14 protein-coding genes are annotated in these 16,447 nt (G+C 60.6%); 12 read left to right on the forward strand and 2 right to left on the reverse strand.

The features are described 5' to 3' along the window. Positions 1-17: 17 nt before the first annotated feature. Entirely contained in the window at positions 18-341 is a 324-nt protein-coding gene (locus tag AC5YUO_RS07475; protein ID WP_065114501.1) for a YbaB/EbfC family nucleoid-associated protein, read from the forward strand. Positions 342-409: 68 nt separating this feature from the next. Here AC5YUO_RS07475 and AC5YUO_RS07480 read toward each other — a convergent pair whose 3' ends face one another. Further along, positions 410-1,045: an MOSC domain-containing protein gene (locus tag AC5YUO_RS07480; RefSeq protein WP_496154788.1), complete on the reverse strand. Its 636-nt coding sequence runs from the start codon at positions 1,043-1,045 to the stop codon at positions 410-412. Between the two features lie 37 nt (positions 1,046-1,082). On the opposite strand from AC5YUO_RS07480, the gene recR reads away from it, so the two are divergent. After that, positions 1,083-1,688 carry a recombination mediator RecR gene (recR, locus tag AC5YUO_RS07485; RefSeq protein ID WP_077983270.1) on the forward strand — a complete coding sequence of 202 codons (606 nt, stop codon included), beginning with the start codon at positions 1,083-1,085 and terminating at the stop codon, positions 1,686-1,688. A gap of 34 nt (positions 1,689-1,722) precedes the next feature. Then, complete coding sequence (locus tag AC5YUO_RS07490) at positions 1,723-2,988, forward strand: lytic murein transglycosylase (protein ID WP_496154789.1); 1,266 nt, start codon at positions 1,723-1,725, stop codon at positions 2,986-2,988. A gap of 164 nt (positions 2,989-3,152) precedes the next feature. Here AC5YUO_RS07490 and AC5YUO_RS07495 read toward each other — a convergent pair whose 3' ends face one another. After that, on the reverse strand, positions 3,153-4,781 hold the full coding sequence (locus AC5YUO_RS07495) for an MFS transporter (protein WP_400815789.1): 1,629 nt from the start codon (positions 4,779-4,781) through the stop codon (positions 3,153-3,155). Between the two features lie 288 nt (positions 4,782-5,069). Here AC5YUO_RS07495 and rimP point away from each other — a divergent pair, with 288 nt between their 5' ends. The 9 genes from rimP to AC5YUO_RS07540 all read left to right on the forward strand — a co-directional run bounded on the left by rimP (position 5,070) and on the right by AC5YUO_RS07540 (position 16,442). Then, complete coding sequence (gene rimP, locus AC5YUO_RS07500; protein ID WP_496154790.1) at positions 5,070-5,666, forward strand: ribosome maturation factor RimP; 597 nt, start codon at positions 5,070-5,072, stop codon at positions 5,664-5,666. A gap of 63 nt (positions 5,667-5,729) precedes the next feature. Next, a complete protein-coding gene (gene nusA / locus AC5YUO_RS07505) occupies positions 5,730-7,346 on the forward strand; it encodes a transcription termination factor NusA (RefSeq protein WP_400815784.1) in 1,617 nt (538 codons plus the stop codon). Continuing rightward, positions 7,343-8,044 (forward strand): RNA-binding protein, encoded by a 702-nt coding sequence (locus AC5YUO_RS07510; protein ID WP_496154791.1) that lies wholly within the window; start codon positions 7,343-7,345, stop codon positions 8,042-8,044. Before nusA ends, AC5YUO_RS07510 begins: the two co-directional genes overlap by 4 nt. A 102-nt stretch (positions 8,045-8,146) precedes the next feature. Beyond that, positions 8,147-10,882 (forward strand): translation initiation factor IF-2, encoded by a 2,736-nt coding sequence (infB, locus tag AC5YUO_RS07515; protein ID WP_496154792.1) that lies wholly within the window; start codon positions 8,147-8,149, stop codon positions 10,880-10,882. Between the two features lie 139 nt (positions 10,883-11,021). Next, complete coding sequence (gene rbfA, locus AC5YUO_RS07520) at positions 11,022-11,438, forward strand: 30S ribosome-binding factor RbfA (protein ID WP_003507167.1); 417 nt, start codon at positions 11,022-11,024, stop codon at positions 11,436-11,438. Positions 11,439-11,441: 3 nt separating this feature from the next. Continuing rightward, positions 11,442-12,389 carry a tRNA pseudouridine(55) synthase TruB gene (gene truB, locus AC5YUO_RS07525; RefSeq protein WP_496154793.1) on the forward strand — a complete coding sequence of 316 codons (948 nt, stop codon included), beginning with the start codon at positions 11,442-11,444 and terminating at the stop codon, positions 12,387-12,389. A gap of 225 nt (positions 12,390-12,614) precedes the next feature. Further along, positions 12,615-12,884 (forward strand): 30S ribosomal protein S15, encoded by a 270-nt coding sequence (rpsO, locus tag AC5YUO_RS07530; RefSeq protein ID WP_003492949.1) that lies wholly within the window; start codon positions 12,615-12,617, stop codon positions 12,882-12,884. A 266-nt stretch (positions 12,885-13,150) separates the two neighbouring features. Continuing rightward, positions 13,151-15,292, forward strand: coding sequence for a polyribonucleotide nucleotidyltransferase (pnp, locus tag AC5YUO_RS07535; RefSeq protein ID WP_496154794.1), 2,142 nt, complete (start codon positions 13,151-13,153; stop codon positions 15,290-15,292). A 133-nt stretch (positions 15,293-15,425) separates the two neighbouring features. Beyond that, a complete protein-coding gene (locus tag AC5YUO_RS07540) occupies positions 15,426-16,442 on the forward strand; it encodes a class I SAM-dependent methyltransferase (protein ID WP_496154795.1) in 1,017 nt (338 codons plus the stop codon). Positions 16,443-16,447 lie beyond the last annotated feature (5 nt).

Consider the following 16,447-nt stretch of genomic DNA (forward strand, 5'->3'; position numbering starts at 1 on the left):
GAACAGGAGATTGGCACATGCGCGACATCATGGGCATGATGGGCAAGGTCAAGGAAATGCAGTCCAAGATGGAGAAGGTGCAGGAAGAAATCGCCGCCCTTGAAGTCGAAGGCAGGGCCGGCGGCGGTCTGGTGACCGTCATCCTCAACGGCAAGGGCGAAATGCGCGGCCTGAAAATCGATCCTTCGCTGTTCAAGGAAGACGAGGTCGAAATCCTTGAGGATCTGATCGTGGCTGCCCACAAGGACGCCAAGGAAAAAGGCGAAGCGCAGGCCCAGGAAAAAATGGCCGGCCTGACCGCCGGTCTGCCGCTACCGCCCGGCATGAAGCTGCCGTTCTGATATCATCCGACTGAAGAGGATGGCGAACCGCTGTTGAGCATTCGCCATCCTCGCCTCAAAGATTGGGGCTAGGCTTCCAGCATCGCGCGGAACCGGCTTGCGAGCGGTGTTTCGAGATAGGCCGCACGTTCGGCTTCGCTGAGTTGCATGGGACGGAAGCGCTGCAGAATAGTCGGTATCGGCAGTTTCGTTCCCTGATAGGGCTCGAACACTACCTCCTCACCGGCGGCGAGCATTCCGCCTTTCAGCACGCGGCAATAAAAACCCGGCTGGCCCGCCTGCCGAAAACGCGGGGCAAAATCGGGATCGCCGATGCGGGCCGACAGCGTGGCGCAGGGGATGCGGGCAGCGGTCACCTCCAGCACGACGTCATCTGCCGTGAACCTGTCACCCACATGCAGTTTCGCGCTGTCGACACCATCAAGCACGAGGTTCTCGCCGAAAAATCCGGGTTCGACCATGAAGCCCAGAGCGCTGGACCAAAAGTCGAGATCGACGGAGCCCATCACGTAAATCGCCTGATCCGGCCCACCATGATGTTTGCGATTGCAGACGGCATCGCTGACAATGCCTTCCGCATCGACCATGACCGGGCCGTTCACCGCATGTTTGAAGATGCCCGTCTTCGCCGTCTTTCCCGGCAGGCTTTTTGCCCCGCCCCGGCACACCGCCCTTATTTTCATGGATTGCCCTTCAAGCTTCATGATTCCCGTTTCCCGATTTATGCAGTAGAAAGCGCTCATGGCAAAACGAGTCACTGGTCCCGAAATCGAAAAACTGATCCAGCTTCTGGCAAAAGTGCCGGGGCTTGGGCCCCGCTCGGCACGGCGGGCGGCGTTGCATCTCATCAAAAAGAAGGAACAGCTCCTCGGGCCGCTGGGCCATGCCATGGGCGAAGCCTATGACAAGGTGAAGATCTGCTCCTGCTGCGGCAATGTCGATACGATCGATCCCTGCACCGTCTGCGCCGATGACCGGCGCGACCAGTCCGTCATCATCGTGGTGGAAGACGTGTCGGATCTCTGGGCGCTGGAGCGAGCGGGTGCGATGAACACCGCCTATCACGTTCTGGGTGGCACGCTGTCACCGCTCGACGGTGTTGGGCCGGAGGACCTGAACATCAAGGGCCTGATCGACCGTGTGAGCGCCGGCGGCATTCGCGAGCTCATCATCGCCGTTAATGCGACGGTGGAAGGACAGGCGACCGCCCATTACATCACCGATCGCCTTTCCGATCTCGGCATCAAGATCACGAGGCTCGCGCATGGCGTGCCTGTGGGCGGCGAGCTTGATTATCTCGACGAGGGCACATTGACGGCGGCGCTTCGCGCGCGAACGACAATCTGAAGCCTTCCCTCCCCATCACCCAAGAGGAGACCGAATGCGACACCGATTTGCTACCAAGGCATTGGCCGCCATTCTTTCCGTTTTTTCAGCAACGACAGTTCTTGCACAGTCGGCCCCGACAGGTGCGGCTGCAGCCAAATATGACGCAGACTTCAATGCCTGGCTGAAAAAGGAAATCTGGCCGGAAGCCCGTAAGGCCGGCATTTCGCAAAAGACGCTGGAGGCCACGCTCAGCGATCTCTCCATCAGCTGGAACCTGCCCGATCTCGTCATTCCCGGCCAGAAACCGCCGAAGGAACAGAGCCAGAGCCAGGCGGAATTCTCCTCTCCGGGCGCCTATTTCTCCGAAAAGCGGTTGCAGGGGCTTGCCGGCACCGGCCGCTCGCTTGCGGCCACGCATGCGGCAACGCTGCGCAGGATCGAGGCGAAATATGGTGTTCCCGGAGACATCGTTATCGCGATCTGGGGCCGCGAATCCGGCTTCGGCCGGGCGAAGCTGCCGCATTCGGTGGTCGATGTGCTGGCCACGAAAGCCTATATGTCAACCCGCAAGGAGATGTTCCGCACTGAGCTGATAGACGCGCTGAAGATCGTCGAAAGCGGCGATATCGCAGCCTCTCGCATGATGGGCTCCTGGGCCGGCGCGCTTGGCCAGCCGCAATTCATGCCGTCGAGCTATCTCAAATATGCCGTGGATTTCGATGGTGACGGCCACCGTGATATCTGGAATTCCGTGCCGGATGCACTGGCGTCCATAGCGAACTATCTTTCTGAGCGCGGCTGGCAGCGCAATCGCGACTGGGGTTTCGAAGTCTCCATTCCCGCCAATGTTTCCTGCGCGCAGGAAGGCCCTGACCTTGCCCGGCCGGTGGCCGACTGGGCGAAGATGGGCATTACCCGCATTTCCGGAAAAGCCTTTCCTGCCAATGACCTGACCGCTGACGGCATGATGCTGGTGCCGGCTGGACGGCACGGGCCGGAATTCGTGGTGACGCCGAATTTCTACGTCATCAAGGAATATAACAATTCCGATCTCTATGCGCTCTTCATCGGCAATCTCGCCGACCGCATCGCCCATGGGGCGGGGCCCTTCAAGGGGGAATGGGGCAATGTCGGGTCGATGCTGCGCTCCGACGTGCTGGCCATGCAGAAGGCGCTGGTCGCCAAGGGTTACGATGTTGGCAAGGCGGACGGGCTGGCGGGCTTCAAGACACGCCGCTCACTCGGTGACTGGCAGTCGAAAAACGGCCTCGCGCCGACATGTTTTCCCGATGCGACGCTGAAGGCGAAGCTGAAATAGCAGGCTGCTGGCGAAGTCCGAAAACCTCTCCATCGTCATGCTCGGGCTTGTCCCGAGCATCTGCAACCGATTGATTTAGCGACAGGTGATTGGATCCTCGGCACAAGGCCGAGGATGACAGCACTTGGGTAAAAACCGTCGCCACTCTACTGTCGCATCGTCTTTCAATGCTGGTCGGTATGCGGCTTGTGAAAGATGTCGTCGGTCGGCGGAATGGTCTGCCGTTCGATCATTCGATGCACCCGCGGCCGCGTCTTGCCACGATGAAGCTCCAGCAGCCGGTCCCAGGCTTCCGCATCCGCCTGGGTGCGGCGATGGTTGTGGCGGACATATTCCACCCATGTCGGCACATGGTAACTTTCCGTCCAGATGTCGGGGTTTTCGAGGTCGCGCATCAGGTTCCAGTTGCGGGCACCATCGCGGATGCGGATGCGGCGGCGCTCGGCCATCAGCGGCAGGAATTCGCCAAGGTCCTCGTCATGGATTTCGTAGTCGATGAGAATGGCAATGGGGCCGCTGCGCGGCTTGATATCCAGCCTCAGCGGCGGCTCCACGAAACGGTTGAGCGGATCGAGATTGAGCGAGGCGAAGGCCGGCATCGCAAGCTTGAGACCGACGACGACACCGAGCAGCATCAGCACGCAGGAACAGAGCAGCGAATAGGAAATGCCATAATCTTCCGCCAGCTCACCCCACAGCCAGCTGCCGACGGCGATACCGCCGAAGGTCAGTGTCTGGTAAAGCGACAGCGCGCGGCCCACCACCCAGCGTGGGGTGGAGAGTTGAACGATGGTGTTGAAGAGCGACAGCGCCAGCACCCAGCAGGCACCGGCAATGGTGAGAACCAGCGAGGTGATGATCGAACTGGTGCTCAGCGCCGTTACACCGGAGCTGAGAGCGAAGCCCAAAAAGGCGACGCGCACGATCCATTCGCTGGACAGGACCTCGCGCAATCTGGCGCTGATAAGGGCCCCACCAATAGCGCCGACACCGAACGCGCCGAGCATGACGCCGTAGGTAAGCGGGCCGCCTTCTACCAGATCGCGCGCGACAATGGGCATCAAAGCAAGGATGGCGCTGGCGGAAAGGCCGAAGAGAAAGCCGCGCACCAGCACCTTGCCGATATTGGGCGACATCGCCACATAACGCATGCCGGCCGAGATGGCGGCCAGAAGCTGCTCACGCGGCAGGCTCGAAGCATATTTGGGCGGCTGCCAGCGAAACAGCGCGTAGATCAGGGCGAAATAGCTGAGCGTATTGACAAAAAACGCAGCCGCGGCCCCGGCGGCGGCGACGATGATACCGCCGATGGCCGGGCCGACGCTGCGGGTGATGTTGAAGCCGACGCTGTTCAGCGTCACGGCGGCCGGCAAATCCTCACGCGGTACCATTTCACCGACCGAGGCCTGCCAGGACGGGTTGTTGAGCGCCGTGCCGCAGCCGATCATGAAGGTGAAAAAGAGCAGCAGCCAGGGCGTGAGCCACCCTGACCAGGCAAAGACGGTGAGCAGCACGGAGGCCGTCAGCATCAGAAGCTGCGCCGAAATCATGATGCGGCGGCGGTCGAAACTATCGGCCAGCGCACCTGAAATCAGCGAGAACAGCATGATCGGCAGCGAGGTGGAGGCCTGTACCAGCGCGATCATGTTTTCCGAACTCGAAAGCGAGGTCATCATCCACGCGGCACCCACCGCCTGGATCAATCCGCCGAAATTCGAGGCAAGGCTCGCGATCCAGATTCGTCTGTAAGTCAAATGCCTTAAAGGCGCGAGTGGCGATTTTCGGTCAGGCACGCTCTGTCCACTTGATGCAACTGCGATCTATCAAACGGCAACTATAGACAGTGCCGGAATTCATGCCAGCCTTTCCGACACGGTAAGGGTGAAAATATGGCCGGAGCCACGCTCCGGGCGAGACCGCCCGCGAAAACCTTGCAATCCTGCCCCGATGGGTCTATATGACCCCTGAAATTCTTGATCGCTTGATGAAGAGTGGGGCCGCGAGGCTCCGCTCTTTTTCGTTAGGCGAACCGGAAACCACGGGCTGAGTGCCCGGTGAAAATCTAAAGACCGGAAGGCCAGATGGCAGACACCGCACATGAACCGCGACTGATAACCGAAACGGGCATTGACCAGCGCATTGCCGAGATCATCGAGCCTGTTCTGACGGGCATGGGGTATCTTCTGGTGCGCGTGCGGCTCTCCAACCAGAACGGCATGACGCTGCAGGTGATGGCCGAGCGGGAAGACGGCACCATGACCGTTCAGGACTGTGAAGCCATCTCCATGGCGATTTCACCGGTTCTTGATGTGGAAGATCCGGTCGATAAAGCGTATCATCTCGAAGTTTCCTCGCCCGGCATCGACCGGCCGATGGTTCGCAAATCGGATTTCACCCGCTGGCAGGGTCATCTGGTGAAGGTCGAAACCTCCATTCTGGTCGAGAACCGCAAGCGGTTTCGCGGCAAGATCGTTGAGGTCGATGCTGACGGCTTCAAGCTCGAACGCGACCAGATCGCCTATGGCGAAGAACCGACAGTCATCGTTCCGTTCAATGCGCTTTCCGATGCGAAGCTCATCCTGACGGACGACCTTATTCGTGATGCTCTGCGGGCAGACAAGGCGGCAAAGGCCGCCGCCGCAAACCAGAACGACGAAAACGAAGCAGACGAAGACTAATTCCAACGTAAAGCCCGGAAAACGGGCGATCCCCGCAATTATGCGACTTACGGAGATAAAAAAATGGCAGTGAGTGCTAACCGGCTTGAGCTTCTGCAGATCGCCGATGCTGTGGCGCGCGAAAAGGTCATCGACCGCGAAATCGTGCTTGCCGCAATGGCCGACGCTATCCAGAAAGCCGCCCGCTCGCGCTATGGTTCGGAAACCAACATCCGCGCCGACATCAACTCCAAGACCGGCGAAATCCGCCTGCAGCGTCTTCTGGAAGTGGTCGAAGCCGCTGAGGACTATTCGACCCAGATCCCGCTGGAGCTCGCCCGCGACCGCAACCCCGATGCCAAGCTCGGCGACTTCATCGCCGATCCGCTGCCGCCGATGGATTTCGGCCGTATCGCCGCCCAGTCCGCCAAGCAGGTGATCGTGCAGAAGGTGCGCGAAGCGGAGCGTGACCGCCAGTATGACGAGTTCAAGGACCGCATTGGCGAAATCGTCAACGGCACCGTCAAGCGCGTCGAATATGGCAATGTCATCGTCGATCTCGGCCGTGGCGAAGGCATCATCCGTCGCGACGAGATGATCCCGCGCGAAAACATGCGTTATGGCGACCGCGTTCGCGCCTATGTCTACGACGTTCGCCGCGAACAGCGTGGCCCGCAGATTTTCCTGTCGCGTACCCATCCGCAGTTCATGGTGAAGCTCTTCACCATGGAAGTTCCTGAAATCTACGACGGCATCATCCAGATCAAGTCGGTTGCCCGCGACCCCGGTTCGCGCGCCAAGATCGCGGTTATCTCGAACGATAGCTCGATCGATCCGGTCGGCGCCTGCGTCGGTATGCGCGGCTCGCGCGTCCAGGCCGTTGTCGGCGAACTCCAGGGCGAGAAGATCGACATCATTCCGTGGAGCCAGGAACCGGCTTCCTTCATCGTCAACGCCCTGCAGCCGGCGGAAGTCGCCAAGGTCGTTCTGGATGAAGAATCCGAGCGTATCGAAGTGGTTGTTCCCGACGAGCAGCTGTCGCTCGCCATCGGCCGCCGCGGTCAGAACGTGCGTCTGGCATCGCAGCTGACCGGCTGGGATATCGACATCATGACCGAGCAGGAAGAATCCGAGCGTCGCCAGAAGGAATTCAACGAGCGCACGGCCTTGTTCATGGAAGCGCTGGATGTCGACGAAATGGTCGGCCAGGTTCTGGCTTCGGAAGGCTTCGCGCAGGTCGAAGAACTGGCCTATGTCGATCTCGATGAAATTTCCTCGATCGACGGCTTCGACGAAGACACCGCCGATGAAATCCAGACCCGCGCCCGCGAATATCTGGAACGCCTGGAAGCCGAAATGGACGCCAAGCGCAAGGAACTCGGCGTTACGGACGAGCTGCGCCAGATCGACGGCCTGACCTCGCAGATGATGGTCGCGCTCGGTGAAGACGGCATCAAGACCATCGAGGACTTTGCCGGCTGCGCAGCGGACGATCTGGTCGGCTGGAGCGAGCGCAAGGACGGCGAGACCAAGAAGTTCGAAGGCATCTTCTCCAAGCTCGATGTTTCGCGTGTCGAAGCCGAGAACATGGTGGTGCAGGCCCGTCTTCTGGCAGGCTGGATCACCGCCGAAGAGCTCGCTTCCGAACAGGAAGCCGATGCGGAAGCTGCCGAGGAGGCGGATACCGCCGAACAGGAATGATATCGCAGGCGCATGAGCCGGACGATCTGCCCGAGACTGACGATGACGGGCGGATCAAGGGCGACGTCAATGGACGTATGTGCATTGTGACACGGCAGAGCGGATCGCCGGATGAGCTGATCCGCTTCGTCGCAGGCCCGGACGGCGGCGTCGTTCCGGACCTGAAACGCCAATTGCCGGGGCGCGGCTGCTGGGTGACACCCGAGCGCGCCCTGATCGAGAAGGCCATCGCGAAGAAGCTCTTCGCGCGGGCTCTCAAACGCGACGTCAAGGCCGGGCCGGAGCTTCTTGCTCTTCTCGACCGGCTGATGGCGCAGCAGCTTGCCGGGATGATGAATATGGCGCGCAAGGCCGGCCAGTTCATCAGCGGCGCGACGAAGGTCGATGCCGCCGTCCGGTCCGGAAATACGATCGCCGTGTTTCATGCGACCGATGCTGCGGCCGACGGCGTGAGAAAACTGGACCAGGCCCGCAAGGCCTGGGCGCTCGGCAGCGATGCCGGCAATGAAATTCCGTCCTTCCGGCTCTTCAGCGGAGCCGAAATGGACGAGTTGATGGGCCAGAATGCTTTTATCCATGCCTGCGCGCTTGCAGGGCAGGCGGGTGAGGGTGTAGTGAAGCGCGCAACGATGCTTGAGCGGTACCGCCTCGGCGGCCAATCTCAGGCGGAACGCGACGCTGCCCGGACAGAACAATGACGCGGTTAACCGACATCAACGGTCGCCGCGTTCCGATGCAGCAATTGAACGACGAGACCTGATGGACGTCATCCGGTTCTCGTCCGAAGGAACGGGAACGGAATGACCGACAACAACGACGACAAGACACTTAACGCGCCTGCCAAGAAGACTCTCACCCTCAAGCCGGGCGGGATGAATCAGGGCACCGTGCGGCAGGATATGGGTCGAGGTCGCACCAATGCGGTTGTCGTGGAAACACGCAAGCGCCGCCCCCATCGACCTGAAGACGAGAAGCAGGTTCATTCGGTTGCAGCACCCGCTTCGAAGCCGGCCGCCCCTGCCCCCGCGGCACCGCGTCCGCAGGCTCCGCAGCCGCGCATCCACCAGCCGAGCGGCCAGCAGCAGCGTCCGGGTTCCTCCCAGCCGCAGCAGCAGCGTACCGGCTCGTCCGCACCGCAGCAGCGCCAGCCTGAGCGTCCGCGCGGCAACGTCCTGCACGATCTGTCCGCCGGCGAGATGGAAGCCCGCCGCCGCGCGCTGATGGAAGCGCAGGCCCGCGACGTGATCGAAGCCAAGCAGCGTGCCGAAGACGAAGCGCGCCGCAAGGTGGAAGAAGAGCGGCGCATCGCCGCTGAAAAGGAAGAAGCTGCACGCCGTGCCGCCGAAGAGGCCGAAGCCGCCAAGGTGGCAGCAAGCCAGCCGGCTGTGGAAACGAAATCCGAACCGGCCGCTGAAAAGCCGGCTGCCGCCGCTCAGCCGGCGCCGCGCACCGAGGCTCGTCCTCAGCCGGCCGCCGCCCCTGCCCGCGCCCTTCCGGAATCCGTCGCTCCGCGCGGACGTCGTACCGATGGTGACGACGAGGACGATCGCGGTGCGCGCCGTAGCAATCTTCCTGTTCGTGGCAAAGTCGCCGCGCCTGCACCGGCAAAGCCCGCTGCACGCCTGAAGACGGAAGAAGAACGCCGTCGCGGCAAGCTGACCGTCACCTCATCCAATCTGGATGAAGACGGCACGCCGCGCGGCCGCTCCATGGCATCCATGCGCCGCCGGCAGGAGAAATTCCGCCGCAGCCAGATGCAGGAAACCCGTGAAAAGGTCATGCGCGAAGTGATCCTGCCGGAAACCATCACCATTCAGGAACTGTCGCAGCGCATGTCCGAACGCGCCGTCGACGTCATCAAGTTCCTGATGAAGGAAGGCCAGATGATGAAGCCGGGCGACGTGATCGACGCCGATCTGGCGGAACTGATCGCGGTCGAATTCGGCCATACCGTCAAGCGCGTTTCAGAATCCGACGTGGAAGAAGGCATCTTCAACCAGGCAGACGACGAAGGCGAAATGCTGCCGCGTCCGCCGGTTGTCACGATCATGGGCCACGTCGACCACGGCAAGACCTCGCTGCTCGACGCCATTCGCCAGGCGAATGTGGTCGCGGGCGAAGCCGGTGGTATCACCCAGCATATCGGCGCCTATCAGGTCGAAAAGAACGGCCAGAAGATCACCTTCATCGATACCCCCGGCCACGCCGCCTTTACGGCCATGCGTGCCCGTGGTGCACAGGCGACGGATATCGCCGTTCTGGTGGTCGCCGCTGACGACAGCGTGATGCCGCAGACGATCGAGTCCATCAACCATGCCAAGGCAGCGGGTGTTCCGATCGTCGTGGCGATCAACAAGATCGACAAGCACGAAGCAAACCCTGAAAAGGTTCGCCAGCAGCTCCTGCAGCACGAAGTTTTCGTGGAATCGATGGGCGGTGAAGTGCTTGACGTGGAAGTCTCCGCCAAGAAACAGCTTGGTCTCGACAAACTGCTTGAAGCGATCCTGCTGCAGGCTGAAATTCTCGACCTCAAGGCAGATCCGAACCGTACCGCAGAAGGTACCGTCATCGAAGCGGAACTCGACCGCGGCCGTGGTGCCGTCGCTACAGTTCTCGTACAGAAGGGTACGCTGAAACCTGGCCAGATCATCGTGGCCGGCGACCAGTGGGGCCGCGTTCGCGCCCTCGTCAACGACAAGGGTGAACACGTCAAGGAAGCCGGTCCGGCTATGCCTGTCGAGATTCTCGGTCTTTCCGGCACGCCATCTGCCGGTGACCGTTTCGCGGTTGTCGAAAATGAAAGCCGTGCCCGCGAGATTTCCGAGTACCGCCAGCGTCTGGCACGCGACAAGGCTGTCGCACGTCAGACGGGCCAGCGCGGTTCGCTGGAACAGATGATGAGCCAGTTGCAAACTTCGGGAATGAAGGAATTCCCGCTGGTCATCAAGGCAGACGTGCAGGGTTCGGTCGAAGCCATTATCGCTTCGCTCGACAAGCTCGGCACCGACGAAGTCCGTGCTCGTATCGTTCACTCGGGCGCTGGCGCCATCACGGAATCGGATATCTCGCTTGCCGAGGCCTCCAACGCCGCGATCATCGGCTTCAACGTTCGCGCCAACGCACAGGCACGTACGGCGTCCGAACGCGCCGGCATCGAGATCCGCTACTACAACATCATCTACGATCTGGTGGATGACGTGAAGGCGGCGATGTCGGGCCTGCTTTCGCCGGAACGTCGCGAGACCTTCCTCGGCAATGCCGAAATCCTCGAGGTGTTCAACATCACGAAGGTCGGCAAGGTCGCGGGTTGCCGCGTCATCGAAGGCAAGGTGGAACGTGGTGCGGGCGTGCGTCTGGTTCGCGACAACGTCGTCATCCACGAAGGCAAGCTCAAGACCCTCAAGCGCTTCAAGGACGAAGTCTCGGAAGTTCCGGTCGGTCAGGAATGCGGCATGGCCTTCGAAAACTACGAAGACATCCGCGCCGGCGACACCATCGAGTGCTTCCGCGTCGAACACATCACGAGAACGCTCTAAAGCATTTCCAAGAAAACTGGACCCCGGTTTTCCGTTCGAAAATGCGATAAAACAAAGAGTTAGAGCGTTCTCGCCGCAAAACAGGACTTTACTGTCGGGCGCCGGCTTACCGGCGCTCGCTCCGTTTGAGGCATAACCCATGGCAAAAGCAACATCATCGGCCCCTTCGCAACGCATGCTGCGTGTTGGCGAACAGGTGCGCGCCGCACTGACCCAGATTCTCCAGCGCGGCGAAGTCCGCGACGATCTGATCGAAGGCACCGTCATTTCCATTTCGGAAGTGCGCATGTCGCCCGATCTCAAGATCGCCACCGCTTACGTGACGCCGCTTGGCGTTGCCGATCACACCGACATCATCACCGCGCTCAACCGCCATGCCAAGTTCATGCGCGGCCGCCTCGGACCCCAGCTTCGGCAGATGAAATACATGCCGGAACTGCGCTTCCGCGACGATACGAGTTTCGACAATTATCAGAAGATCGATGCGCTTCTGCGTTCGCCCGAAGTGCAGCGCGATCTTGGACCTTCGAACGAAAAAGACGACGAACAGAACTGAAGCATGTCCAAACCACGCAAACAGCAGAACCGCAAACCCAAGGGCCGCCCGATTTCCGGCTGGCTCATTCTCGACAAGCCGCTGGATTTCGGCTCGACCGAGGCCGTTTCCAAGATCAAGTGGCTGTTCAACGCCCAGAAGGCGGGCCATGCCGGCACGCTCGATCCGCTTGCTTCCGGCATGCTGCCGATCGCGCTTGGCGATGCCACCAAGACCGTGCCCTATGTCATGGACGGTCGCAAGATTTATGAATTCACCGTGACCTGGGGTGAGCAGCGCACGACTGACGATCTGGAAGGCGAGGTGGTCGAATCCTCCGATCAGCGCCCTGACGAGCAGGCGATCCGCGATATTCTGCCCAATTATACCGGCGTGATATTGCAGACACCGCCGCAATTTTCCGCGATCAAGATCGCCGGCGAGCGCGCCTATGATCTGGCGCGTGATGGCGAGACGGTCGAAATCCCCGCCCGCGAGGTGGAAATCCACCGCCTGACGCTGCTTGCCTGTCCGGACGCTAATACCGCGCATTTCGAAGTGGAGTGCGGCAAGGGCACCTATGTCCGAGCGCTGGCGCGCGACATGGGCCGCGATCTCGGCTGTTTCGGCCATATTTCGGAACTGCGCCGTACCATGGTCGCCCCCTTTGGCGAAGACATGATGGTGCCACTCGAAACCCTGACGGCGCTGGAAGCCGTAGAGGACCGCGACGAACGGCTGGAAGCGCTGGACGCCTATCTCATCGACACGGCCGAGGCGCTTTCCGCCCTTCCCCGCCTTATCATCAACGACGATCAGGCGCACCGGCTGAAAATGGGCAACCCCATCCTGCTGCGCGGGCGCGATGCGCCGGCCAACCATCCGGAAGCCTATGCCACCGCGCATGGCAAGCTTGTCGCCATCGGCGAGATTGGCGAAGGCGAGTTCCGACCGAAGCGCGTTTTCGGCTGAAACGGGCTCCATCTATCTGTTTTTCGCGTTTCCGCCCGGAAAACCGCTTCACACTTTTCCCGGAAACGCTCAAAGAGGCGCTGTCAATCGCCTCTTTCAATTGCACCCGGAATAGTTTATAGGCAGCGCCAGCTTGGGCTTTGCCTATGCTACTGAATGGCCAGAGCTGGACGACATCCCGGCTCTTTGGCGTCCCATTTTCCTTAAAACAGAAAGGATCGTCCGATGTCGATTACTGCAGAGCGCAAAGCCGCCCTCATCAAGGAATATGCAACGAAGGAAGGCGACACCGGTTCTCCGGAAGTTCAGGTCGCAATCCTCACCGAGCGGATCAACAACCTGACCGGTCACTTCAAGGACCACAAGAAGGACAACCACTCCCGTCGTGGCCTTCTGACGCTGGTTTCGAGCCGCCGTTCGCTTCTTGACTATCTGAAGAAGAAGGACGAAGCCCGTTACTCCAAGCTGATCGGTGCTCTCGGCATTCGCCGCTAAAACTTGTGTCCGGCGGGTTTCGCAAAGATACCCGCCGGTTTTTATATCGAGCCTTTTGAAGGCCACATGAATTTCCGGGCGTCTGCCGCAGATGTGGCCCCCGGACGGATGAGGTAGACCCGGATGGGCCGGGGCCGCCTTTTCAACCGCAGACCTGTCATGGGGCAGGATTGCCGGATGCTTGATCCTTAAAGCCTCCCGCTGTCTTGCCCGTGATTGCGTCATTCGTTGCCCCTTTTGGTGGCACGCACAAACAAGGACAAGATATGTTCAATAAGCACTCCGTGGAAATCGAATGGGCAGGCCGCCCGCTGAAGCTTGAGACCGGCAAGGTTGCCCGTCAGGCTGACGGCGCCGTCATCGCAACCTACGGCGAGACGATGGTTCTCGCGACCGTGGTTTCCGCAAAGTCTCCGAAGCCCGGCCAGGACTTCTTTCCGCTGACCGTCAACTACCAGGAAAAGACCTACGCAGCCGGCAAGATCCCCGGCGGTTATTTCAAGCGCGAAGGCCGTCCGAGCGAAAACGAGACCCTCGTTTCGCGTCTGATCGACCGCCCGATCCGCCCGCTTTTCCCTGAAGGCTACAAGAACGACACGCAGGTTGTCGTGACCGTCATTCAGCACGATCTGGAAAACAACCCCGACATTCTGTCGATGGTCGCCACTTCGGCTGCGCTGACCCTTTCCGGCATTCCGTTCATGGGTCCGATCGGCGGCGCGCGCGTTGGCTACATCAACGGCGAATATGTTCTGAACCCGCATCTGGACGAGATGGAAGAATCCACGCTCGATCTGGTTGTCGCCGGTACCTCCGACGCCGTTCTGATGGTTGAATCGGAAGCCAAGGAACTCAACGAAGAGATCATGCTCGGCGCCGTCATGTTCGGCCACAAGGGCTTCCAGCCGGTTATCGACGCGATCATCAAGCTCGCTGAAGTTGCCGCCAAGGAACCCCGCGAATTCGAACCGGAAGATTTCTCCGCGCTCGAAAACGAAATGCTGGCTCTGGCCGAAACCGAACTGCGCACCGCCTACAAGATCACCGAAAAGGCTGCCCGTTACGCTGCCGTCGACGCCGTGAAGGCAAAGGTCAAGGCCCACTTCCTGCCGGAAGAAGGCGAAGCCAAGTACACGCCGGAAGAAATCGGCGCCGTCTTCAAGCACCTTCAGGCGAAGATCGTTCGCTGGAACGTTCTCGACACCAAGAGCCGCATCGACGGCCGCGACCTGTCGACCGTTCGTCCGATCATCTCGGAAGTCGGCCTGTTGCCGCGCACGCACGGTTCGGCTCTCTTCACCCGCGGTGAAACCCAGGCAATCGTTGTTGCGACCCTCGGCACCGGCGAAGACGAGCAGTATGTCGATAGCCTCACCGGCATGTACAAGGAACGCTTCCTGCTGCATTACAACTTCCCGCCCTACTCGGTCGGCGAAACCGGTCGCATGGGCTCCCCGGGCCGCCGCGAAATCGGTCACGGCAAGCTCGCATGGCGCGCTATCCGCCCGATGCTGCCGACGGCGGAACAGTTCCCCTACACGCTGCGCGTCGTTTCCGAAATCACCGAGTCCAACGGCTCCTCGTCGATGGCAACGGTTTGCGGCACCTCGCTCGCGCTGATGGATGCCGGCGTTCCGCTGGCGAAGCCGGTTGCCGGTATTGCCATGGGCCTCATCCTCGAAGGCGAGCGCTTTGCGGTTCTCTCCGACATTCTCGGTGACGAAGACCACCTCGGCGACATGGACTTCAAGGTTGCGGGTACGGCCGACGGCATCACCTCGCTGCAGATGGACATCAAGATCGCCGGTATCACCGAAGAGATCATGAAGATCGCTCTGGAGCAGGCACAGGGCGGCCGCAAGCACATCCTCGGCGAAATGGCCAACGCCATCACCGAGAGCCGCAGCCAGCTCGGCGAATTCGCACCGCGCATCGAAGTGATGAACATTCCGGTCGACAAGATCCGTGAAGTCATCGGTTCCGGCGGCAAGGTCATTCGCGAAATCGTCGAAAAGACCGGCGCCAAGATCAACATCGAAGACGACGGCACCGTCAAGATCGCTTCTTCTTCCGGCAAGGAAATCGAAGCGGCCCGCAAGTGGATCCACTCCATCGTTGCGGAACCGGAAGTCGGCCAGATCTACGAAGGCACGGTTGTCAAGACCGCCGACTTCGGCGCTTTCGTCAACTTCTTCGGTGCCCGTGACGGCCTCGTCCACATCTCGCAGCTCGCTTCCGAGCGTGTGGCCAAGACCTCCGACGTCGTCAAGGAAGGCGACAAGGTCTGGGTCAAGCTGATGGGCTTCGATGAGCGCGGCAAGGTTCGCCTGTCCATGAAGGTTGTCGACCAGGCAACCGGCAAGGAAGTCGCTGCCGACAAGAAAGACGGCGAAGCCGCTGCCGAATAAGGCCGCGCCGCCAGACCCTATCGAGGCGCGGGTTCTGCCCGCGCCTTTTTTTCGTTTTGTTATCGTTTGTCTGTTCGGGAAAACCGGTTTCCACTTTCCCTGACAAACTCCATCCTACCTTGAGGACGCTCCCATGAGCCGTGACGCCGTGAAAACCCTTTTCCATCCCTTTGCCTCGGACATGCTTGCCATGCCGAAAGAAGGTGAACGCGTTCTGTTTCTGGGAGCGGAAGCCGGTCCGCGGCTGGATGGCTTCGACGCGGAGATCGTCGCGGTTCAGCATCTTCGGCCGCTCTATCGCGCGCTCGAGGCTCAGGGCACAGCGGTCGCCCCTGACGTTTCGGGTGAAGATTACGATGCGGCGCTGCTGCTTTGCGGCAAACATCGCGGTGAGAATGAAAACCGTGTTGCCGAAGCGCTCTCGCGCGTGAAGGCCGGCGGCCTGATCGTCGCGGCGGGTTCCAAGGAAGACGGCATCGTGACGCTGCGCAAGACGCTGGCAAAGCTCGGCATCGAGTCGGAATCGACACCGAAATATCACGGCGTTGCAATCTGGTTCAAACGGCCAGAGGATGTCTCAGCCGCCGTCTCCAAGCTTGCCCAGAAGCCTGCGACGATCGAGGGCCGCTTTACCGCCCTGCCGGGCATGTTCTCGCATGACCGCGTGGATGACGGTTCTGAGCTTCTCGCATCGCGTCTGCCGACCGACTTTGACGGCAATGCCGCCGATTTTGGTGCAGGCTGGGGTTATCTCTCCATCATGCTGGCGGAAAAATCGCCGCGTACGGCCCGTATCGATCTTTTCGAAGCGGACTGGAACGCGCTTGAGTTCGCCAAGACCAATCTTCTCGAAAACAATCCGCGGCTGACGGCGCGCTTCTTCTGGCAGGATCTGGCGAACGAGCCGCCGAAGGAAAAATACGACCTCATCATCATGAATCCGCCTTTCCATGCAGCCGGACAGGCGGCGGAACCGGCGCTTGGCCAAGCCTTCATCAAGGCTGCGGCCGGCGCGTTGCGCAGTGGCGGCAAGCTGCTGATGGTCGCCAATCGCGGCCTGCCCTACGAGCCGATTCTCGCGGCGGAATTCCGCACGAGCGCCGAAGTGTGCCGTAACGCCCGCTTCAAGATTCTGAGCGCTCAGAAATAATCGGA

This window comes from Agrobacterium sp. LEGMi-208b (assembly GCF_059511785.1).